The sequence below is a fragment of the Pseudoduganella sp. GW821-FHT12E03 genome (assembly GCF_058807115.1).
Window position 1 is genome coordinate 18456 of sequence record NZ_JBXAQJ010000013.1, and the last position, 20780, is coordinate 39235.

General features: G+C 62.2%; 14 protein-coding genes and 1 tRNA gene. 4 read left to right on the forward strand and 11 right to left on the reverse strand.

The features are described 5' to 3' along the window. Positions 1-36 precede the first annotated feature (36 nt). The 3 genes from AC1RRC_RS27615 to AC1RRC_RS27625 are packed head-to-tail and all read right to left on the reverse strand — an operon-like array spanning position 37 to position 2379. Positions 37-498, reverse strand: coding sequence for a PaaI family thioesterase (locus tag AC1RRC_RS27615; protein WP_493058823.1), 462 nt, complete (start codon positions 496-498; stop codon positions 37-39). After that, a complete protein-coding gene (locus tag AC1RRC_RS27620) occupies positions 491-1513 on the reverse strand; it encodes a fumarylacetoacetate hydrolase family protein (protein WP_493058824.1) in 1023 nt (340 codons plus the stop codon). Before AC1RRC_RS27620 ends, AC1RRC_RS27615 begins: the two co-directional genes overlap by 8 nt. Then, positions 1510-2379 carry an ABC transporter substrate-binding protein gene (locus tag AC1RRC_RS27625; RefSeq protein ID WP_493058825.1) on the reverse strand — a complete coding sequence of 290 codons (870 nt, stop codon included), beginning with the start codon at positions 2377-2379 and terminating at the stop codon, positions 1510-1512. The genes AC1RRC_RS27620 and AC1RRC_RS27625 overlap by 4 nt, the downstream gene beginning before the upstream one ends. Before the next feature lie 177 nt (positions 2380-2556). Between AC1RRC_RS27625 and AC1RRC_RS27630 the strand changes: the two genes are divergently transcribed. After that, complete coding sequence (locus AC1RRC_RS27630; RefSeq protein ID WP_493058826.1) at positions 2557-3210, forward strand: TetR/AcrR family transcriptional regulator; 654 nt, start codon at positions 2557-2559, stop codon at positions 3208-3210. Between the two features lie 167 nt (positions 3211-3377). On the opposite strand, the gene AC1RRC_RS27635 is transcribed toward AC1RRC_RS27630, so the two are convergent. The 3 genes from AC1RRC_RS27635 to AC1RRC_RS27645 all read right to left on the reverse strand — a co-directional run bounded on the left by AC1RRC_RS27635 (position 3378) and on the right by AC1RRC_RS27645 (position 8065). Further along, positions 3378-3470: transfer RNA gene (locus AC1RRC_RS27635), tRNA-Ser, on the reverse strand. Between the two features lie 186 nt (positions 3471-3656). Further along, positions 3657-6779 (reverse strand): glycoside hydrolase family 2 TIM barrel-domain containing protein, encoded by a 3123-nt coding sequence (locus tag AC1RRC_RS27640; RefSeq protein WP_493058827.1) that lies wholly within the window; start codon positions 6777-6779, stop codon positions 3657-3659. Between the two features lie 11 nt (positions 6780-6790). Beyond that, entirely contained in the window at positions 6791-8065 is a 1275-nt protein-coding gene (locus AC1RRC_RS27645) for a DUF2264 domain-containing protein (protein ID WP_493058828.1), read from the reverse strand. A 251-nt stretch (positions 8066-8316) separates the two neighbouring features. Here AC1RRC_RS27645 and AC1RRC_RS27650 point away from each other — a divergent pair, with 251 nt between their 5' ends. Next, complete coding sequence (locus tag AC1RRC_RS27650) at positions 8317-9486, forward strand: glycoside hydrolase family 88/105 protein (RefSeq protein ID WP_493058829.1); 1170 nt, start codon at positions 8317-8319, stop codon at positions 9484-9486. Between the two features lie 155 nt (positions 9487-9641). Here AC1RRC_RS27650 and AC1RRC_RS27655 read toward each other — a convergent pair whose 3' ends face one another. Both AC1RRC_RS27655 and AC1RRC_RS27660 read right to left on the reverse strand, forming a co-directional pair. Beyond that, positions 9642-10958, reverse strand: a complete 1317-nt coding sequence (locus AC1RRC_RS27655; protein WP_493058830.1) for a BNR repeat-containing protein — start codon at positions 10956-10958, stop codon at positions 9642-9644. A 75-nt stretch (positions 10959-11033) separates the two neighbouring features. Beyond that, entirely contained in the window at positions 11034-13886 is a 2853-nt protein-coding gene (locus AC1RRC_RS27660; RefSeq protein WP_493058831.1) for a TonB-dependent receptor, read from the reverse strand. Positions 13887-14198: 312 nt separating this feature from the next. On the opposite strand from AC1RRC_RS27660, the gene AC1RRC_RS27665 reads away from it, so the two are divergent. Together AC1RRC_RS27665 and AC1RRC_RS27670 are read left to right on the forward strand one after the other, a co-directional pair. Further along, positions 14199-15314: a LacI family DNA-binding transcriptional regulator gene (locus AC1RRC_RS27665; protein WP_493058832.1), complete on the forward strand. Its 1116-nt coding sequence runs from the start codon at positions 14199-14201 to the stop codon at positions 15312-15314. Further along, positions 15311-16657 carry an MFS transporter gene (locus AC1RRC_RS27670; RefSeq protein WP_493058833.1) on the forward strand — a complete coding sequence of 449 codons (1347 nt, stop codon included), beginning with the start codon at positions 15311-15313 and terminating at the stop codon, positions 16655-16657. Before AC1RRC_RS27665 ends, AC1RRC_RS27670 begins: the two co-directional genes overlap by 4 nt. A gap of 82 nt (positions 16658-16739) precedes the next feature. Here AC1RRC_RS27670 and AC1RRC_RS27675 read toward each other — a convergent pair whose 3' ends face one another. The 3 genes from AC1RRC_RS27675 to AC1RRC_RS27685 form a co-directional block, all read right to left on the reverse strand. Further along, positions 16740-18005, reverse strand: coding sequence for an aspartate kinase (locus AC1RRC_RS27675; RefSeq protein ID WP_493058834.1), 1266 nt, complete (start codon positions 18003-18005; stop codon positions 16740-16742). 136 nt (positions 18006-18141) lie between these two features. Next, positions 18142-19698, reverse strand: a complete 1557-nt coding sequence (gene tilS, locus AC1RRC_RS27680; RefSeq protein WP_493058835.1) for a tRNA lysidine(34) synthetase TilS — start codon at positions 19696-19698, stop codon at positions 18142-18144. A 92-nt stretch (positions 19699-19790) separates the two neighbouring features. Continuing rightward, positions 19791-20765 carry an acetyl-CoA carboxylase carboxyltransferase subunit alpha gene (locus AC1RRC_RS27685; protein WP_493058836.1) on the reverse strand — a complete coding sequence of 325 codons (975 nt, stop codon included), beginning with the start codon at positions 20763-20765 and terminating at the stop codon, positions 19791-19793. Between the last annotated feature and the right edge of the window lie 15 nt (positions 20766-20780).

Below are 20780 nucleotides of genomic sequence, written 5' to 3' on the forward strand. Positions count from 1 at the left end.
TAACGGAATGCCGGCGCGGCAAATCCGTCCGCCGCCCTAGACGATCGCCAGCGACGACGTCGCGGTGGCCACAAGCCGCTGTCCGGAATCGAACAATTGCGCCTGGGCGAACACAATGCGCCGGCCGGCCTGATCCACCTTGGCCCGCACCCACAGTGGGCCGACCGTCGCCGCGCGCAGCATGCTGACCGTCAGGTTGATGGTGCTGCACGTCTGTCCTGGCGCCAGCGCGGACAGGGCCGCCACCGCCAAGCCGCAATCGAGCAGATTGGCCAGCGTGCCACCGCCCACCACGCCATTCCCCTGCGCGGTGTCGGGCCCGGCCCTGAAACGCAAGGTGACGGCGCCCGGCACGCCCTCTTCCAGCACGCAGCCCACGCTGACAAAGGCCGGATTGATGTCGAGCGCCACGTCGCGCCGCGCCGATGCGATCAGATCGGCGATGAAAGCGCGCGTCGGATTATCCTCCCGCGCCGGGAGTGCGGCAGCCTCACGCATCGCCGGCCACGCAGCGCGCGCGCTGCGTCCCCAGACCATCGATATGGCCTTCCATCACATCACCCGGCTGCAAGAAGCGGTTGTAATGGGTGCCATTGCCAGCCGGCGATCCGGTACAAATCAAGTCGCCCGGCAACAGGCGGCAATACGACGAGATGTATTCGATCTGGCGAGCGATATCAAAAATCATGTCCGCCGTCGTCTCGTCCTGCATCACCTGGCCCGATACGCTCAAGCGCAGTGTCAAGTCTTGCGGATTGGCGACAAAACGGGCCGGAACCAGGCAGGGGCCGAATGGCAGGAACCCCGCCTGACCCTTGGAACGGAACCAGTCGGTGCCCAGCATTTTATAGTCAGTGCGCGGGATTAAATCACGCGCGGAAATATCGTTGACGATGGCGTAACCGGCCACGTGCGACAACGCCTGTTCGCGGCTGATACGGTAGCCACCCTTGCCGATGACCACACCGAGCTCCAGTTCCCAGTCCGGCTTGGCCGTGTTGGCCGGCAATACCAGGGGATCGAACGCGCCCGCCACCGCCGACACCGGCTTGGTGAAGACATAGGGCTCGCCCTTGACGGCCCGCTCGTCCATCATGTCTTCGGCCCAGCGCCGCAGCGCGGCGCCACTGAGCCCTTCAGGCCCGACATGGGAATCGATGGTCATGTCGACCACATGCTTGCGGTAATTTGCGCCGGTGCAAAAGATCTGGCGCGGCAAATCCACCGGCGGGTGGACCCGCAACGACGCGAGCGGCAGCCAGTCCAAGCCCGGCTGCGCCAGCGAGGCTGTGGCCAGGCGATCGATGACCGGCAGGCTGTCTGCCCAGTGCTCCAGCAATTCCAGCACGGAACTCCCCAGCAGCACCGTCAAGCCCTGCTCCGCGTGCGGGTCCAAGCCGGCCCCCACAGGCGCCAGCGCCACCAGCGGCAGCACCTTGTCGTGCACCATCAGGCCACTGAATTTCTTGCCGCCCTCCCGGGAAAATGTCCCCAGCCCATATGCCTCATTCATTGCATCTCCTCCTGATTTTCCAGATCACTCAGCAAGCTCGTATCGACCAGCCTTTCATAGGCATCTTCCGCCCCCGCCAGCGCCAGTTGCCGGCGGTGGCGCCGCAGCAGTTCAATGCCGTCCTTGGGTGGCCGCAGCGCCGTGGGCAAGTTCGTCAGCATGGCGGCGGCCACCAGCGGGGCAAAGCCGGCCTCCACCAGCACGCCACGGTTGGCCGCTTCCGCGCCCAAGCCGGCGGAAGCGGCAACGGCGGTGCGCTCCAGCGCTGCCAGCCATGCCTGCAATTGCGGCCGGCGCCGTTCGATGGTTTCCTGCCGCATGACCAAGCCCTGGCCAGGGAAGGCAGGATAGTGCTCTTGCACGCGCGCCAGCAGCGTCATGCCCGCTTGCAGCGCCAGGCTGTCAAATGGCGGCCCCAGTAAAGTGGCCGCGCCCTCGCCGGCCAGCAAGGCGTCGAAACGTTCCTTTACGCCGCCGGTTTCCAACAGGCTATGTGCCGGTGTCGTGATCCCGGCGTCGGCCAGCATGGCGCGCAGCGCGATCACGAAGCCATTGTGCGGCGCATCGACCAGGATCCCGGCGCCAGGCAAGTCGGACAAGCGGCCGGCCGAAGAACCGACCAGCGACAGCGGCGTGATGCGCTCGACTTGCGCCACGATACGGAAATCACGCGGCCCCCTGCGGCGATTCCACGCGAACACATTGTCCATTGACGTGACCACGGCGTCGCAGTGCCCCGACACCAACGTGTCGTACTGCTCATCGGAGGACTTGTTGATGACGCCGTCCACACTGCCGGGCTGCGCCGCCTGCGCCAGCACGATCAGCGGCGCCGGGACAAACCACATGACACGGATAGGGTTCATTTGGATTCTCTTGAATTGGGAATGCCCTCATTAGAAACGCTCCGTTTCGTTTTGTCAAGCGTACGGATTGCAACCCCCATAAGGCATGGCACGAATGCAAATGAAACGATACGTTTCAAATCTAATTAGTGCTAAAATCGCGCCTTGTTTATAGTGTTATTTCTGAAAGTCGACACCATGGCAGTGCAAAAAGAACGCGCCGCAGGATCGTCCGGATCCGTCGGGCGCCCCCGCAGCGAAACGTCGCGCCGCGGCATCCTGAACACCACCATCAAACTGCTGCAAGTGCAAACGGTACAAGCCATCACGATCGAAGCGATCGCGCGCGAAGCGGGCGTCAGCAAGGCCACCATTTACCGATGGTGGAATTCCAAGGCATCGATTGTCATCGATGCGTTTATTGAAAATCACATCGTGCGCACGCCGATGCCGCGCGATATGCCGCCCCGCATCGCCATTGCGCGGCATTTCCAGGCGCTGGTGACCCAGTTTTCCGGGTGGTCCGGCAGCATCGTCGCGCAAATCATTGCCGAAGCGCAGTTCGACCGCCAGATCGCCCGCGAATTCCGCGAACGCTTTCACTACGGGCGGCGCGCCATCGTGCGCGAAGTGCTCGAAGAATGGCGCCAGAGCGGAGAAATCAGCCCGGACACAAATATAGAAATCCTGATGGACGTGATTTACGGTCCGGTCTACATGCGCCTGCTGGTCGGCCACGCGCCGCTCGACGACGGCTTTATCGCCGGCCACCTGAACTATGTTTTCCAGATGCTGGGCCTGCAGACGCCTGAGTTGAATGGTGGGGACGCGGGCGCCGCACCGCAAACATAGCGCGCCGGATGGCATGTTCCAGACACAGTATATTGCGATTTTTATCTCTAGTCGGAGGATCCGAATAGGGGTGTGAACTGAGGCTCGACGTTGGGGGCCTCGAAATTAATAAACTACTCTAACAAATGCGAAAAAGCCCTTGATTAACAAGGGCTTTTTCTAAAAACTGGCGGAGGCGGTGGGATTCGAACCCACGATACAGGTTTTGCCCGTATGCTTCCTTAGCAGGGAAGTGCCTTCGGCCACTCGGCCACGCCTCCTAGTCGATTACTCAACTATCGTCTTCACTCTGCATTGCTGCGTCGATCAGACGAGCGCTATAGTAATGGCCGTCATGGGATTGGTCAAGGAACCACAAGCAAATTTTCGAAAATATTTCATGTTTGCTCATAAATCGTGCAACAGGGCACGTTTCCCCTGCCGTTACCCCATCAAGGCCTGGTTCATCATGGTGTTCCCTGCTGTGGCGAAATGGTGAAGCTGTAGCGCAGCGGCTTCAGCGGAACACGGTATTTCACGATCGGCCAGCCCCGATCATCCCAGCCGGTATCACCGCCCACGCCAGCCTGCGCGGCGTCCACCATCAAGGTGCCATCGCCATGCGGCACAATGTCCGAACTGTGCCAACTGCCACGTGGACGCGGATACAAGTCTTCGTAAGGGAACGCCAGCGCATTGACAGATAACGGCTGCGCCCCCGTCACGCGCAGGCCGCCCTGCTCGCCGGTCAACGCCAGCCAGCGCACGCCGGTCTTGTTGCCGCTTTCCTGCGGACGCACGTACTGGTGGTACTGGTCCGCCACCTTGCCGCGATACAGGCCGATGGCGGCGCCCGTCAGACGGTCGGCGTACGATTCCTGCGGGCCGCGTCCATACCATGCCACGCCGGTCAGTGCGGGGGCATGATTGAAGCGCAGGCCGACGCGCATCGGGTCGGGCAAATCATCGCGCAACGGCGTGAAGACGGCGTCCACATTGACTTTGCCCTGCGCATCGATGCGGTACGTGGTTTCCCAGCGCACCGTGCCGGCGCCGAAGCCGTACTCGACGCGCACCGCGTCGCCCGTGGCCGCCACGGAACGCACGTGGCGCTGTTCCGTAAAGTCCTTCCATACCTGGCGGGCTTTCGCAAAGCCGGTGTCCTGGTCATTGTCCGTCATGGCGCGCCAGAAGTTCGGCGTACCACCCTGCAGCAATGGCTTGCCATCGATCGCCAGGCTGACCATGCCGGTCGCCTTGTCCACCGCCAGGCGCGTTTTTCCGCCTTGCAGCACCAGGGCATTACCCTCCACGGCAGGCGCCAGCCAGCGCGCGGGGCTGGCCGCTTTCGGCGCTTGCAGGATGAACTGACTGAAACCCAGTTCATGCCCGGCCGGTACGCCTTTCACCGCCCCCTCCTTCGCTTCGGCGCGGATGGTGAGGATGTATTCGGCGCCCGCCTCGCGCTTGAAGGCCGGCAGCTTGAATGGCACGGCGGCGCGGCTTTGCGCGGCGGCGTTCACACCGGCCATGTCACCACTGGCCACCGGCACGCCATCCTTGCTGACGGACCATTTGAATGCCAGGCCCGATAAATCGTTGAAATCGTGGCGGTTCACCACCGCCAGCGTCCCCCTGGCCGGGTCGCCTTCAAACACGACCGGCGAATACACCTTGCGCAGTTCGTAGTATTCCGGGTCCGGCGTGCGGTCGGCCCGCACCAGGCCATCGGCCACCACGGACGCGTCGTTGCGCGGGTTCTTGCCAAAATCCTCGCCCTGCGCCCAGTACGGGCGGCCATCCGGCGTCTTCAGGATCATGGCCTGGTCCACCCAGTCCCAGATAAAGCCACCCTGCAGCTTTTTGCGGGAACGGATGGCTTCCCAGTATTCTTCCAGGTTGCCCAGGCTGTTGCCCATGGCGTGCGCGTATTCGCACTGGATCATCGGCTGCTGGTAGCGCGGGTCGTCCGCATAGCCGATCATCTTCTCGACATCGTCATACATGGGCGCATAAATGTCCACGTACGCGTTCGGCAAGTGCACTTCGCCCAGCGCGCCCTGGCCCAGGTAGGCGATCAGGCGGCTCGGGTCGCGCTGGCGGATCCAGCGCGCCGCGTTTTCAAAGTTCGGGCCGGTGCCGGCCTCGTTACCCAGCGACCAGATCACCACGCTCGGATGGTTCTTGTCACGCTCCACCATGCGCGAGACGCGGTCCAGGTGCGCCGCCGCCCAATGCGGCTTGTAGCCCAGCTGGATTTTGTCGCGCTGCTCCGGATGCTGGTCGCCTTCGCGCATGTATTCGTGCGATTCAATGTTCGCTTCGTCATACACGTACATGCCATATTCATCGGCCAGGTCATACCAGCGCGGATCGTTCGGATAGTGCGACGCGCGCACCGCATTGACGTTGGCCTGCTTCATCAGCTCCATGTCGCGGCGCATGGTTTCTTCGGACAGCACACGGAACGTGTGCGGGTCGTGTTCATGCCGGTTCACGCCCTTGAACAAGATGCGCTTGCCATTGAGCCGCACTTCGCCATCCTTGATTTCCACCGTGCGGAAACCGATCTTGCGCGACGTGGCCGACACCAGTTTGCCGTCACTGTCGATGTGTTCCAGCACCAGCCGGTACAGCGCCGGCGACTCCGCCGACCATGGTTTCACGCCAGGGATGCGGCCCTGCAGGCCCTGCGCCTTGCCGCCCGTGATGGCGCCCTGCAGCGCCAGCACTTTCTTTTCTCCGTCATACACGGTGGCGCGCAACTGGCCGCTGCCTTCGCCACGGAAGCTTGGCTCCACCGTCAGCACGCCATCCTTGTAGCCATTCCTGTCCAACTGCGCGCTGGCGCTGTAATCGCGCAAGTGGGTCTTCGGTTCCGCGTACAGGTACACGCTGCGCTCGATGCCGGACACGCGCCAGAAATCCTGGTCTTCCAGGTACGAACCATCGGCAAAACGGTACAGCTCAATGGCCACCACGTTCTTGCCGGGCTTGAGGTGGCGGGTCACATTGAATTCGGCCGGCAACTTGGAATCCTCCGAATAGCCGACTTTTTCGCCATTGACCCAGATGTAATACGCGGCGCCGGCGGCGCCGATGTGCAGGTAGACGTCGCTGCCGTTCCAGCCGGCCGGCACATCGATGTCACGCCGGTATGAGCCCACTTCATTCATCGCATGGGGAATAAAGGGTTCGTTGGCGCCGAAGGGATAATCGATGTTGTTGAAGTATGGCTGACCATAACCCTGCGCCTGCATCATGCCCGGCACCTGGATCGTGCCCCAGCCGCTGGTGTCAAAGCCCGGCTTGTAAAAATCGGCCGGGCGCGTCTCCGGTGTTTTCGAATAAGCGAACTTCCACGTTCCGTCCAGCGACACGAAACGGCGCGATTGCGACTTGTCGCCCTTCTTCGCCAGGTCCGTGCTTTCGAAATTGAAGAACGTGGCCTTCATCGGCTCGCGGTTGACCTGCACAACTTCAGGTTGCTCCCATTCAGCCACGCCGGGAACCGTTTCGGCGGATGCGCCGTTCCATGCTTGCAGTGCCAGCGCGCACGCCAGGACGGCGGCTTTCAATTTGTAGCTCATATCAGTAAGGATCAATAATTGACAGGATAGTCTTTGGGGAATCGGCGGCCGCTAAAGGCCTTCTTTTGCGTCCAGTCTTGCGCGGGGGCGGTCCAGTAACTGTCCGTCTCCGGCAAGCCCAGCGCCAGCAGGCCGGCCGATGCGATGTACATGCTGCCGTTATTCGAATACCAGTCGCCCAGTTCCGGCTGGTGGCCGGCGAAGCCGATGGTCAAATAACCGTCTTTGGTGAAATTGTCCGGCGCGCTCCATACCATCTTGTGCACCGCGTTCAGGGCGGCCCGCACCTGCCCTTCCGGCAGGCTGGCCGGCAATTGCTTGCGCCACGCCAGCAGTGCCAGTGGCTGGAAGGCGGCGGTGCGGTAGGTCAGCGAACGGCCGATCGGCGGGAACGTGCCGTCCGGCCCGATGAAGCGTTCCAGGTGTTCGCAGTAGCGCTGCATGCGCTTTAAGGCCTGGGCATGCAGTTCCGCCGGTTTGCCGTTCCAGAACGGCGCGTTGGTTTTCGCCAGCACCTCCAGCACTTCCAGCAGCATTGGGTACATGACGAAGGAACTGTAGTAATCGAAGTGGAATGATTCGCCATCCTTGATCCAGCCGTCGCCGACATACCATTCGTTGATCTTGCGGATCGCCACGTTCATGCGCATCGGGTCGTGCTCTTCGCCAACCGACAGCAGCCACGCTTCATTCATCGCGGCAAACAGCATCCAGTTGATGTATGGCGGCTCGATGCGGCGCAGGCCCTTGATTTCCGCGACGATGCGGCGCTTGGTGGTGGCATCGAGCGGATCCCACAGCGCTTTCGGGGCGCGCATCAGCGCGTTGGTGAAATAGGCGGAATCGACCAGCGCCTGGCCGTGCCCTTTCCATACCAGGTAGTCCGGGCTGGCCGGATCCACCGAATGTGCAAAGCTTTGCAGCGCGAATTCGCGCAGGCGCTTGCGGGTGCGGCTTTCGGCGCCGGCATCGTCGGGCAGCGCCAGCCAGGGGGCAATGCCGGCAATCAGCCGGCCAAAGCATTCAAGGTACGTGACGCGCTGGTCGCGCCCATCCCAGGTGGGGCTCAGCTCCAGCGGAAATTGCTTTTGCAGCGCGCCCCGCGCCATATTGGCCAGCACCGGCTCGGCCATCTTTTGCGCCAGCGCAGCCAGGTACGCACGGTCCTGGCCGTTTGACGATACCGCCGGTGCTGTCGCCGCCGGTGCGGTTGCTGCCTGGCCTGAACCTGCTGTGCCGGCGGCCATTCCGGCGGCCAGCGCTTGCATGAAATTACGGCGTTCCATACCCCTTAGTCTCCTTGTTGTGATGTGACAACGCTACCATATCGATCCGAAATATCTTATCGAAGAACACTGATGCGTGCCACGTGGGGTGTATTCGCTCAAAACGATGATTTTTGTTAATTAATTCAAGGATATGGCTTTTTTACAGGCTGCTGCTATTCCAAAAAACCCGACTGTTATACGAAATTAGTATGGTAACGTGCAAACAAACATGGGTAAGCTGGCGCTCATCGAACTTCACTGGCATACAAATGAACCCACCTTCGCACTACGGTTTTTCCCGCAGACGCCTGCTGGCAGGCGCCGTCGCCGGGCTGGCGTTGTCCCTGCCCGGATGCGCGCTGCCGGGCGCGCAAACAGCCGCATCTTCCAAGCAGGAAGCACTGGCGCTGATCGGGCAAGTCAACACTTACTGGCAGCGCACCACGCCTGCCACGGAGACGGCGTTCTGGAACGTGGCGGCTTACCACACGGGCAATATCGAAGCGTACCGCGTGACGGGCAACGACGCTTACCGGCGCTATTCCGAGCAGTGGGCGGACCATAACCGCTGGATGGGCGCACGCTCGCAGGACAAGGTCCAATGGAAGCTGACCTATGGCGAAACCGATGATTTCGTGTTGTTCGGCGACTGGCAAATCTGCTTCCAGACTTACATCGACCTGCACCAGCTGGACCAGGGCCGCCAGCCGCAGCGCATCGCGCGGGCGCGCGAAGTCATGGAATACCAGATGAGCACCGCGCGCAACGATTACTGGTGGTGGGCCGACGGCCTATACATGGTGATGCCGGTGATGACCAAGCTGTATGGCGTGACGGGCGACCGGCGCTACCTGGACAAGCTGGCCGAGTACTTTGCGCACGCGAACAGCATCATGTATGACGGCCCGGAACAGCTGTATTACCGCGATGCGCGCTTTGTTTATCCGGCGCACAAGAGCGCCGGTGGCCGCAAGGATTTCTGGGCGCGCGGCAATGGCTGGGTCTTTGCGGGGCTGGCCAAGGTGCTGCAGGATTTACCGGCCAATGATCCGCGCCGGCCGGAATTCGAAGCGAAATTCAAGGGCATGGCGGCGGCGCTGAAAGCGGCGCAGCAGCCGGACGGCTACTGGACCCGCAGCCTGCTCGATCCCGCCCATGCGCCGGGTCCTGAATCAAGCGGCACCGCCTTCTTCACCTATGGCTACCTGTGGGGCATCAACCATGGCGTACTACCGCGCGCGGAATACCTGCCGGTGGCGCTGAAAGGCTGGCACTTCCTGCGCACGGTGGCGGTGCAGCCGGACGGCAAAGTCGGCTATGTGCAGCCGATCGGCGACCGCGCACTGCCGGGCCAGGTGGTGGACAAGAACTCCACCGCGCACTTTGGCGTGGGCGCGGTATTGCTGGCGGCGGCGGAGATGGCGCGGCTGAAGGATTGACAGGCTTCATGTGGAACGGTGCGCTACCCGCGCCTCCCTTCAGGCCGGCGGCTGGGCAACCAGCGCCGGCTTTTTTTATATGGAGCCTGGCCCCTTCTTCTATGGGGCCTGGCCCCTTTCGTACTATCGCTCGCTTTGGAATGTATAGGCTACGGCTATTCTGGCGACCATTCCAGTACACGCACCATTGCCGGGGCGGCTTGTGCAAGGCCTTCGCCATCGACTTGCCGCACGGTTTGCACAAACAAATGCAGGACTCCCTGGCCGCGCCATAGTTCCGTATCAAAGGAAGGCTCCCATGCACCGACCTCATCGTGAGTGAGGTCGCGGACGTGCCAGCGCTGCCGGGTGAAATCCCGGATATCCACCACCGAGACTTTGCTGCCCCGTTCTTCATCGCGGTAGACCAGCAGCGCGGCAGGCTGGCCATCGCGCTCCTTCACCATGATTTGCGGACGGGCGACAGGAATCGCCTTGGTGCCCATGCCGCTCAGTGAAAACGGCGTCGTGCGCAGCGGCAGGTCAAGCTGGCGCCAGCCGCCGCCGGCGCGGTACAGCACGCGGTATTGCGGCACACGTTCCCCCGCCGCGCGCCAGTAGCTGGCGATATACGGATTGCCGCTGCTGTCCGCCGCCATCGACGTCTGGTTGATCAAGTCACTGCCCTGCGGAATGCGCGCCGCGTATTCCGCGCTGGCCTTTGTCACCGGCAACGCATACGCGCTGCCATCGGAGCGCTGCCACGTCACGCCACCATCGCTGGAGCGCGCGTAGGCCATGTCGTGGTTGCTGGCCACGTCGGGCGATTCGCGCCACACCCATGACAGGTGCACCGCGCCGCGGTCATCGACATACGCCTGCCAGTACGCGTTGCGCCGCCCTTCCCCGCTCAAAAGATTGTCGTGCAGGCGCGTCCAACTGCCGTGCTTGATGTCGTAGCGGTTGACCACCAGGTTGCCCTTGCCCGAACCGCCGTCGCGGTACAGGAACAGCACATTCCCGTCCGGCAGGCGGTGGAATTCAGGATACGACACCGCCTGTTCATCGCGCCCCGTCATCGGCAGTTTTTCGCTCAACTGCAAGGAACCCGGCGCCACCGCGCGCGCATAACGCAGCGGGTGGTTATGGTGGTCCCAGGCCATGTGCAGCACGCCCGCGCCATCGACCATGATGCTGATGCTGTTGTGGGCGTCGCGCGCGTTGCCCTGGTATTGCGTGCGGCGCAGGTCCCAGCGCGCGTCACCCAGCTTGCGCTTGCCCAGCACGACGTAGGCATCGGCATCGTAATACGCGATGTATTGCGTATTGCCGTGGCTCACCAGCGCATTCTTGCGGAACACCACCGCATTGACGGAATTATTGGCCCAGCCGGGACCGACGTCGGTCACCCGCACATGCCCGCCAGCGGGGGGCCATGCGGCGCATCCGGTGGCCATGGCAACCGCCAGCAGGGCGTAAGATTGTTTCCACATACAAAATGCCTTCACAAATGCAAAAACGCGGAACAGGCCAGCCGCCTGTTCCGCAAGTGATTCACCCGGGTTCGATTACAGTTTGCCCCGGATCCCGAACTTGATGGTGCGGCCATCATACTTCGCATAATCCATGCGGGTGCGCTTGCCGCTGCCATATTGGCCGGATGCGTCTTCGAAGTAATCGTAGGCCAGCGTGTTCGACAAGTTCAGCGCATCGAGGCGCAGTTCCAGCTGTTCGCTGATCTTGTACGCGATGCTCGCGTCCAGGTAGCCGCGCGCGGCGCGCCAGCGCAGCAAGTCGTCGCCGAGGTTGCGCGGATTGTCGCCATGCAGCGAGCGGCCTTTATAGTTATAGGACAGGCGCACCGCCAATGGCCCCTTTTCATAGTAGCCTGTCGCACTGTAGGCATACTTGGGCACCGAATTGACTTCGATTTCCTTGCCCGCGTTGGTGATCCACTTGGCGCTGTTGAACGGGTCGATATGCGTGAAGCTGGCCAGCGCGCCCAGGCCCTTGAAGGGTTCCGGCAAGAACGTGAAGGCTTGCTGATAGGCCAGCTCGTAGCCTTTCAGGGTCTGCTTGCCGGCATTGCTGTAGCTGCGCAAGGTCATCGGCAAGTTCGGATCGACTTTGCCCTGTGCATTCTGGAAGATCGCACCGAGCGCGGTATCCGGCAAGCCGAGTGAACCAAAGGTCACGTTGGTGGTGCTGGCCACGGTGGCGTCGGTCAGTTCTTTCTTGAACACCGCCGCCGACAGCAGGCTGCCCGGCTGGAAGTACCATTCCATGCTGGTGTCGAGGTTTTTCGATTGCTGCGGGCGCAGGTTCGGGTTGCCGGCCGTTGCCGTGTTATCGAATGGATTCGGAATCACGGTTTGCGCGGCGATGATCGACAGCGAAGCGCGCGAAATCGTCTTGCCCCACGATGCCCGCCACATCAGGTTGTCCGTCACATCGAGCGCCGCGCTCATGGCGGGCAGCACATTGCTGTAGGAACCCTTTTCCTGGTTCGGCAGATAGGTCAGTCCCGCGCCCTGCTGCTTGAAGTTGTCGATCAGCGTGTCGGTTTTCGAATAGCGCACACCCGCATTGAAGCGCAATTCACGTTCCAGCACCTGGCCCTTGAAGTCCGACTGCACAAACGCCGTGCTGACCTTTTCCTGCGCAGTAAAACTTTGCGCCGGGGTAAAGGTGGCTTCGGTATTGAAGGCCAGCGGATCGAAGGTCGAATACGTATAGTCGCGCGTAAAGGTGCCCCACGCATGTGGCCAGCCCGCGCCCATGTCAAGGTTCCCGATCGGCAGTGTCGACGTCATGCCGCTGCGCAGGCCCGCATTGCCCAGCGAATTGAGCTTGCTGGTCATGGCCGAGGTGGCGTTGCGCTTGTTGATGCCCTTTTCCGTGTCCACATGGACCAGGCCCGCTTTCAAGTGGCCACTCCAGCCGCCCGGCAAGCCGTAATCCCAGTCGGCCGCCACGCGCGCCTGTTTGGCCTTATCCGTTTCACGGGTCCAGCCGGTGCCGATGCCAAAGCCCTGGAAGTTATTCGGATCGGTGTAGCTGACCGGCGACGACAGCGATGGATACACGTGGTCGTCGCCATACGAGATCGTGGAATCCACGCCGAAAATCTGGCCGGACAGGGTGTCCTGGTAGCTGGTGGCTTTACTGCTATTGCCGCTCACCTGCCCGGTCAGCACCAGCCCGTCCCGCACCGCCCAGCGGCCATTCAACGCGGTATAGCCAAAGCGCGTTTCATCTTCGCTGTAGGTGACGCCGCTGCTGTACGAGGTATTGCCGAAGGTCCCGGTCAACAGGTTCGATTCGCGGTCGACCTGCACATTGATCGGCACGAAGCCGCTATGGCCAGTCTGGCCGGCGGGGGCGCTGCGGTTGGTGGTCTTGCTGTTACGGACCAGCAAACCAAAATACATTTCATCGCGGGTGTTTTTCAGTTTCGAATACAGGGTGTCGAGGCTGATATTGAGACCGCCGTCCTTGTATTGCAGCGACGAGACCAGGCCGTCGCGCGTACGGTCATTGGCCGAGCCATAGAAGCGGTAGATGCGGGGCAGCAGCGCGTTATCGACATCGCTGCGCGACAGGCCGCCCAGGTTGGCACGCGGATCGTCGTAATCCAGGGTAACCGCGAAGTTGCCCTTGACCGGGCTCTGGCTGCCGCGCGCGGAACTGTTATAACCGCCGGTGGCTTCAAAGCCGGAGCGATTGTTGACGGACGACGAGTGGGAGACGCCGGCCAGCAAGCCCCACGGCCCCCAAGTGTCGGAGAACAGCGCAAAGCCGGTCGGGTCGGTTTTCTTCGACATCGTGTTATACGACCCGGACAGCGCGTAGCGCATGGTGCGTTTCGGGTTGTCGAACGGGCGCGGCGTCTGCAAGTCCACCACGCCGCCCATGCCGCCTTCGGTCAATTCCGCCAGCGGCGATTTATAGAAGTCCACGCGGCCAAACAGTTCGGAGGCAAACACGTCGTAGTTAAAACCGCGCGCGGCGCTGCCGATGGTGCTGGTGGACGTCGCGTTGACCGGCGCGCCATTCAGGGTGGTGATGGAATACTCTGTCGGCAAGCCGCGGATGGAAATGCGCTGGCCTTCGCCCGAGCTTTCATCGCGGTTCAAAATAATGCCGGGCACGCGCTGCAGCGATTCCGCGATATTCGCCTCGGGGAATTTGCCGATGTCTTCGGCCACGATGGAATCGCGCACGCCGATGGCTTGCTGCTTGAGGTTCAGTGCTTTTTGCAGGCTGGAGCGAAAGCCGGTCACGACCACGGTGCTGACCGGCTCCTGGTCCGCGCCGGCCGCCGCGGCGGCGGGCGCGGCACTGTCCTGCGCCAGGGCGGCCTGGCTGTAGGCTGCCGACAGCGCCAGCGGCAACAAGGTGGCGAGGATGGTTTTTTTCATGATGTCTCCTTTTATTGTGGTTCGACGTCAGACTATCAATTTTTGTTAGCACGTTACCATACGAAAATCGCATAACTGGCGTGCATTTCGATATAGCTCGCCGCGAAATTGCATAACCCCTTGTTTTAAAAGCAGAAGATACTTGCCTGCCGGCGTCTTTCATGCCACCTGAACCAATCAACAAATTGATTAGTTCGAAAAACCACCTATGTTAGCGTTGTCATGTCACAACGGCATGCCGATTGCCGGGCTGCCGGCATGGTTTAGCCGCTATCATTCGGCACACCCACCGACCATAAGGACCGCCGGCCCATGCGCAAAGGAAGCACAGGAAGTACAGCAACGACACTGGCCGAGGTGGCCAAGGCGGCCGGCGTGTCGATGATTACCGCTTCGCGCGCCATCCGGGGCCTGGGCTATGTCTCGGACGCCACGCGCCAGCGCGTGCTGCAGGCGGCGGAACAGTTGAACTACCAGCCCGACATGCTGGCCAAGCGCATGCGCGGCGATACCGGCAACCTGATCGGCGTGTTCATCAATAACTTTGGCTCCGTTGTCATGCATGAACTGATCAGCGCGATCAGCCAGGAAGCGCGCCGCCTCGGTTACGACCTGGTGGTGTTCCACGCGCAAAGCTTCAACGAACCGGGCCGCGCCGCCACCAGCGACATGCTGCGCAAGCTGTGCGAAGGCTTGCTGCTGGTGCTGCCCAATACCTTCGACCATTACCTCGACCGGCTGGAACAGGACCGTTTCCCTTGCGTGCTGGTGAACTTTGCCGCGCGCAAGATGGCATTGCCGGTGGTGGTGTGCCAGAACCGCCAGGGCGCGCGGGACGCGGTGGACCATTTGCTGGCGTTGGGCCACCGTCGCATCGGCTTTATCGCGGGCACGCCATTTACCGGGCAAAGCGCGGAACGCCAGCGCGGCTATGTCGACGCGCTGTGCGCGGCCGGGGTCGAGATCGATCCGGCCCTGATCGTGGAAGGCGACTTTACCCAGGTTTCCGGCTTTCCAGCCGCCGAACACTTGCTGTCGCTGGCCGAACCGCCCACCGCGATCTTTGCCGCCAACGATGAAATGGCGCTCGGTGCGCTTGACGCGATCCGCACCCGGGGCTTGCAGGTGCCGGACGATCTGTCGCTGATCGGCTTCGACGATATTCCCGCCGCGCGCTATGCGTATCCGGCGCTGACCACCTTGGCGCAACCGTTCGCGGAAATGGGTGTGCGCGCGGTGCGGGAACTGGTCGAGCTGTTGAAGGGCAAGGAAGTCGCGGCGCAGCGCATTGAATTTCCGACGCCGATGGTGGTGCGGGGTTCGACCGGGCCGGTGCGTGCCGCAGCGCGCCCCGGTGCGGCCGACGCGCCCGCGCCCCGGCGCCGCGCAGTACGCGGCAGCAGCGGCAGCACCGGCAGCGACTCATGACGGATGCCGCCCGGCTGCAGGCAGGCGCGCTGCACTACACCGCCGCCGGGCTGGGCATGGTGATCTTTTGGCTGCTGCTGGGTGAATTTGCCATCGCCATGCGCGAACGCTCGGCGCTGCCGGGCGCACTGGAACTGCTGCGGCGCCACCACGCGTCCGACACCACGGTATCGCTGCTGATGTCGTCGGTCCCTGCCCTGCTGGGCATCCTGCTTGGGCCGCTGGTCAGCTATCACTCCGACCGCCATCGCGGCAAGCTGGGACGGCGGCTGCCTTACCTGATTGCCGCCACGCCGATCGGCGCGCTGGCCATGGTGGGACTGGCCGCGTGCCCGTGGCTGGGAGCCTGGACCAACGCGGTGCTGGGCGCCTGGTCGCCCGGCCTGGACCACTGCGTGCTAATCTGGTTTTGCCTGTGCTGGGGCATCTTTGAATGCATCGCCATCATGACTCTGGCACTGTATGCGGGGCTGGTCAACGACATCATTCCCTTTCCCCTGCTGGGCCGCTTCTTTGCCGCCGTGCGCGTGGTAAGCCTGGGGGCCGGCATCCTGTTCAATTACTGGCTGTTTCCGCTGACCGATACGCATTTGTTTGAAGTGCTGGCAGGAATCGGCATCCTGTTCGGCGTGGGCAGCCTGTGGATGTGCGCGATGGTCAAGGAAGGCGCGTACCCACCGGTTGCCGCCGGCGCGCTGCCACGTCCGGGCCTCATGCACGCGGCCCGGGAATTTGCCGCCGCCTGTTTCAGCGAGCGGCGCTACCTGTGGGTGTATGCCGCGCTGACACTGGCGGCGGTCGCGTTCACGCCGTTCAATACGTTTTACCAGTATTACGCGGCGGCGATGGGCCTGTCGAAAACCACGCTGGGTGAATTGACGGCGGCGTCCTATATGGCGTCGATCGTGCTGGCGTTGTTCATTGGCGCGGCGGCGGACCGCTGGGGCGCGGTGCAGGTATCACTCGGTATCCTGGCGCTGTATGCGCTGGTGTCGGGCACGGGCTTTGTGTGGGTGCGCGATGCGGCCGGTTTTGCCTGGCTGTACGTGGCGCACGTGGTGGTGTCGGGCGCGTATTACACGGCGTCGGCATCGATCCCGATGGCGCTGTTCCCACGGCTGCAGTTCCTGCAATTTAACGCGGCCAAGGATTTGATGGCGGGGGTGGCGACCATTGCAATGGGTATGCTGCAAGGGCCATTGCTGGACTGGTCCGGGCATGATTACAGCCTGACCCTGGTGAGTGCGGCGCTGCTGTCTGTTGCCGGTGTGCTGTGCTTGCGTAGGGCGGGTTTTTCAAACCCGCCATGCGTGCAGCCCGGCGGCGCCGCGGCGGCTTTGTAAAAGCCGCCCTATGTGTAGCCCCCAATGTAAAACGCCCCGCAGGCCATGCCATGCGGGGCGTTTAAATCAGCCGAGGGGCGGATTACTCGACGCGTGCGGCGACGTCTTTTTCCAGCTCGAACGCCTTGTGCAGTGCGCGCACGGCCAGTTCCATGTATTTCTCGTCGATCAGCACGGAAATCTTGATTTCCGAGGTCGAGATCATCAGGATGTTGATGCCTTCTTCCGACAGGACGCGGAACATCTTCGATGCCACGCCGACGTGCGAACGCATGCCCACGCCCACCACGGAAATCTTCGACACTTTGGCGTCGCCAACGATGGTGGAGTGGCCCACTTCATCCTTGGAGTTGTGCAGCACGTCCAGCGCCTTCTGGTAGTCGTTGCGCGACACGGTGAAGGTGAAGTCGGTCTTGCCGTCGACGGACTGATTCTGGATGATCATGTCCACTTCAACGTTGGCTTCGGCCACTGGGCCGAGGATGTGGTAAGCCACGCCTGGACGGTCCGGAACGCCCAGTACGGTGATTTTGGCTTCGTCACGGTTAAAGGCGATGCCGGAGATAACTGCTTGTTCCATGTGTTTGTCTTCCTCAAACGAAATCAGGGTGCCCGAATTGGCTTCGGTTTCGAGATCCAGGTCTGGATCGGTCAGCGACGACAGCACGCGCGTTGGCACGCGGTAGTTGCCGGCGAACTCCACCGAGCGGGTTTGCAGGACTTTGGAGCCCAGCGACGCCAGTTCCAGCATCTCTTCGAACGTGATGGCTTTCAGGCGGCGCGCTTCCGACACCACGCGCGGGTCGGTCGTGTAGACGCCGTCAACGTCGGTGTAAATCTGGCATTCGGCCGCCTTCAGCGCGGCGGCAATCGCCACGGCGGAAGTGTCCGAGCCGCCACGGCCCAGGGTCGAGATGTTGTCATTCTCATCCACACCCTGGAAACCGGTGATGATGACGATCTTGCCGGCGTCCAGGTCGCGCTTGACCTTTTCATCGTCGATCGACTGAATACGGGCTTTGGTAAAGGCGGAGTCGGTTTTAATCGCCACCTGCCAGCCGGCGTACGACACGGCATCCTTGCCAATGGCTTGCAGCGCCATCGACAGCAGGCCGACCGAGACTTGCTCGCCGGTCGATGCAATCATGTCCAGTTCGCGCGGGTCGGGCGGGTTCTGAATTTCTTTCGCCAGCGCGATCAGACGGTTGGTCTCGCCGGACATGGCCGACGGGACAACGACGATCTGGTGGCCTGCGTCATGCCATTTGGCGACGCGGCGCGCGACGTTCTTGATGCGTTCCGTCGATCCCATCGACGTACCGCCGTATTTGTGAACGATTAAAGCCATTGGTGTTTCCGCTCAGTGATGTTTTAAAGGAGGGCTTATAACTGTACATGCTGCAATGCGAAAGAACAAGCCAAAAAAGTTATGTAGTCATACTCAATTGGCATATGAATAGATTAAAACGCAGCAGTACCGTAGATTATTTTGCTTCCCAACGGAATATGAAGCGTTTACCGCCGTCGGCAATCAAATGATGGCAGTCCATGCCGATTCCGCCCGCAAACAGCAGTTGCCCGCCGGCCTTCACCACCGGCAGGCGCTCACGCTCCCACGCCGGCACGCCCAGCGCCTGGTAGTGGCGCTTCAGCGCGCGGGTCGGACGGTTCGGGGCGGGTTTCAGGGTTTCGCCGCCGCTGCGGAAGCCTAATGTCAGCTTTTGCCGGACCAGCCAGTGTTCCGCCAGGCCGCCCTGCCCCGGCGCGGCTTCGGCGATATGCAGCACGCCGCCGTAATCCGGAAAATCGATGTGGGTTTCACCCTGCCAGCGGAACGCCTGTTCGGGGGCGTCGTCGAATTTATCTTCGCGCATGCCCGCCAACTCGGGCAAACGTGGCGCCAGCATCAGGCGGCCACGGTGGCGGCGCACTTCGCATTCCGGGTGCGTGACGCACAGGTTGGCGTCTTCCCGCGCACTCAATAACTGCTCGAGCATTTCATGCAGCCACGCGGTGGACGGCATCGACAAGCCACGCTGGTGGAACCAGCGGCGCAGCAGGTTGTAGCTGCGGTCCAGGCTCAGGGTGTGCAAGTAAGCGATGCTGAGGGTGCCGTTGCCGGTCACCGCGCTCGTGGCAGCTGGTTGCCCGGCTGCTGCGGGGACGCTTGGGTTGGGGCCTGTGGTGGCGCCCACGGCGCCGGCGCCGCTGGCGGCTGCGTGGATGCCGGGGGCGCCAGGCTCGCCGGGGGCTACGGCGTTGGCGCTGGCAGGCAAATCCTGCGCCAGCGCCGCCGCCAGATCCTGATCGGCCAGTTCATCGAGCAGCCGCTGCGCCGATTGCGCGTGCTGCGCGCTGCGGGCGAAGCGTTCCTGGAAGCCCGGGAAGTGCTGCGCCAGCGCCGGCATCACCAGGTTGCGCAGGGCATTGCGGGCGTAGCGCGGGTCGGCGTTGGATTCGTCTTCGATATGCGGCACGGCATGCGCCTGCTGATACGCTTCCAGTTGCCGGCGCGAGGCGGCGAGCAGCGGGCGCGCCAGCAGCAGGCTGTCGTTTTGCAGCAGGCCGGCCGCGCTGTTGCTGGCGTCCATCCCGGACAGGCCGGCCGTGCCGGAGCCGCGCAGCAGTTGCAGCAGCACGGTTTCCGCCTGGTCGTCCAGGTGGTGCGCCGTCAGCAGCAATGGCACACCATGTTCCCGGCACATTTCGCCCAGCGCCGCGTAGCGCTGCTTGCGGGCAGCCGCTTCCACGCCGGATTGCTTGACGCCCGCAAGCGTGATGCGGCGCGCGCCGAACGTCACGTCCAGCGCGGCGCATTGCTGTGCGCAGTGTTCTTCCCAGGCGTCGGCGTTCGGACTGAGACCGTGGTGGACGTGGAAGGCATACAGCGCCGCGTTGTGTTCCTTTGCCCATGCATGCGCCAGGTGCAGCAGGACGGAGGAATCAAGGCCGCCGCTGAGGGCGATGGCGATTTTGCGGTTGCCGGGCAGCGCAGGCAGGCTGGCGGCGAACAGGGTGTCCAGTTGGGGGGATTTTTTCATGGCGTCAAAATGTGAAAAACCGGAGGCGGGATCGACCCAGCTCCGGTTCGTGGCCTGCTTGGCGACTTTATAAAAGCCGCCCTACGCAAGCATTATTCCTGCGGCGTGGTTTCCTTGAATTTGCCGTAGCCCATCAGCTTTTCATGACGGGCGGCCAGCAAGTCCTTGGTTTTCATGCCATGGAATTGGCGCAGCGAATCGGCCAAGGCGCGTTTCAGCAGGCGTGCCATTTCTTTCGGATCGCGGTGCGCGCCACCCAGTGGCTCATTGACAATCTTGTCGATCAGGCCAATGGCTTTCAGGCGGTGCGCAGTCAGGCCCAGCGCTTCCGCCGCTTCCGACGCGCGCTCGGCGGTCTTCCACAGGATCGAGGCGCAGCCTTCCGGCGAAATCACCGAATAGGTCGAATATTGCAGCATCAAGACCTGGTCGCCCACGGCAATCGCCAGCGCGCCGCCGGAGCCGCCTTCACCAATGATGGTGGCGATCAGCGGCACTTTCAGTTCCGCCATTACGTACAGGTTGTGGCCGATGGCTTCCGACTGGCCGCGCTCTTCCGCGTCGATGCCGGGGAAAGCGCCCGGGGTGTCGACGAAGGTGAAGATCGGCAGGTTGAATTTTTCAGCCAGCTTCATCAGACGCATGGCCTTGCGGTAGCCTTCCGGCTTCGGCATGCCGAAGTTGCGCATGGCGCGTTCTTTGGTGTCGCGGCCCTTCTGATGCCCGATCACCATGCATGGCTGGCCATTGAAGCGGGCCAGGCCGCCGACGATGGACTGGTCGTCCGCATACGTGCGGTCGCCGTGCAGTTCATGGAAGTCGGTGAAGATTTCATTCACATAGTCCATCGTATATGGACGCTGCGGGTGGCGCGCGATTTGCGCCACTTGCCATGGGGTCAGCTTGGCATAGATATCTTTGGTCAGTTGCTGGCTCTTTTTGGCCAGGCGGTCGATTTCTTCCGAAATATCGACTGCCGAGTCGTCCTGGACGAAACGCAGCTCTTCAATTTTGGAATCAAGTTCCGCAATCGGTTGCTCAAAATTGAGGAAAGTTGTTTTAGTCATTCTACCTCCGTAGGG

What these genes read in the sequence shown, in the direction of transcription:
- AC1RRC_RS27615 (WP_493058823.1), bottom strand. Translation starts at nt 498, where the DNA reads ATGCGTGAGGCTGCCGCACTCCCGGCGCGGGAGGATAATCCGACGCGC.
- AC1RRC_RS27620 (WP_493058824.1), bottom strand. Translation starts at nt 1,513, where the DNA reads ATGAATGAGGCATATGGGCTGGGGACATTTTCCCGGGAGGGCGGCAAG.
- AC1RRC_RS27625 (WP_493058825.1), bottom strand. Translation starts at nt 2,379, where the DNA reads ATGAACCCTATCCGTGTCATGTGGTTTGTCCCGGCGCCGCTGATCGTG.
- AC1RRC_RS27630 (WP_493058826.1), top strand. Translation starts at nt 2,557, where the DNA reads ATGGCAGTGCAAAAAGAACGCGCCGCAGGATCGTCCGGATCCGTCGGG.
- AC1RRC_RS27640 (WP_493058827.1), bottom strand. Translation starts at nt 6,779, where the DNA reads ATGAGCTACAAATTGAAAGCCGCCGTCCTGGCGTGCGCGCTGGCACTG.
- AC1RRC_RS27645 (WP_493058828.1), bottom strand. Translation starts at nt 8,065, where the DNA reads ATGGAACGCCGTAATTTCATGCAAGCGCTGGCCGCCGGAATGGCCGCC.
- AC1RRC_RS27650 (WP_493058829.1), top strand. Translation starts at nt 8,317, where the DNA reads ATGAACCCACCTTCGCACTACGGTTTTTCCCGCAGACGCCTGCTGGCA.
- AC1RRC_RS27655 (WP_493058830.1), bottom strand. Translation starts at nt 10,958, where the DNA reads ATGTGGAAACAATCTTACGCCCTGCTGGCGGTTGCCATGGCCACCGGA.
- AC1RRC_RS27660 (WP_493058831.1), bottom strand. Translation starts at nt 13,886, where the DNA reads ATGAAAAAAACCATCCTCGCCACCTTGTTGCCGCTGGCGCTGTCGGCA.
- AC1RRC_RS27665 (WP_493058832.1), top strand. Translation starts at nt 14,199, where the DNA reads ATGCGCAAAGGAAGCACAGGAAGTACAGCAACGACACTGGCCGAGGTG.
- AC1RRC_RS27670 (WP_493058833.1), top strand. Translation starts at nt 15,311, where the DNA reads ATGACGGATGCCGCCCGGCTGCAGGCAGGCGCGCTGCACTACACCGCC.
- AC1RRC_RS27675 (WP_493058834.1), bottom strand. Translation starts at nt 18,005, where the DNA reads ATGGCTTTAATCGTTCACAAATACGGCGGTACGTCGATGGGATCGACG.
- tilS (WP_493058835.1), bottom strand. Translation starts at nt 19,698, where the DNA reads ATGAAAAAATCCCCCCAACTGGACACCCTGTTCGCCGCCAGCCTGCCT.
- AC1RRC_RS27685 (WP_493058836.1), bottom strand. Translation starts at nt 20,765, where the DNA reads ATGACTAAAACAACTTTCCTCAATTTTGAGCAACCGATTGCGGAACTT.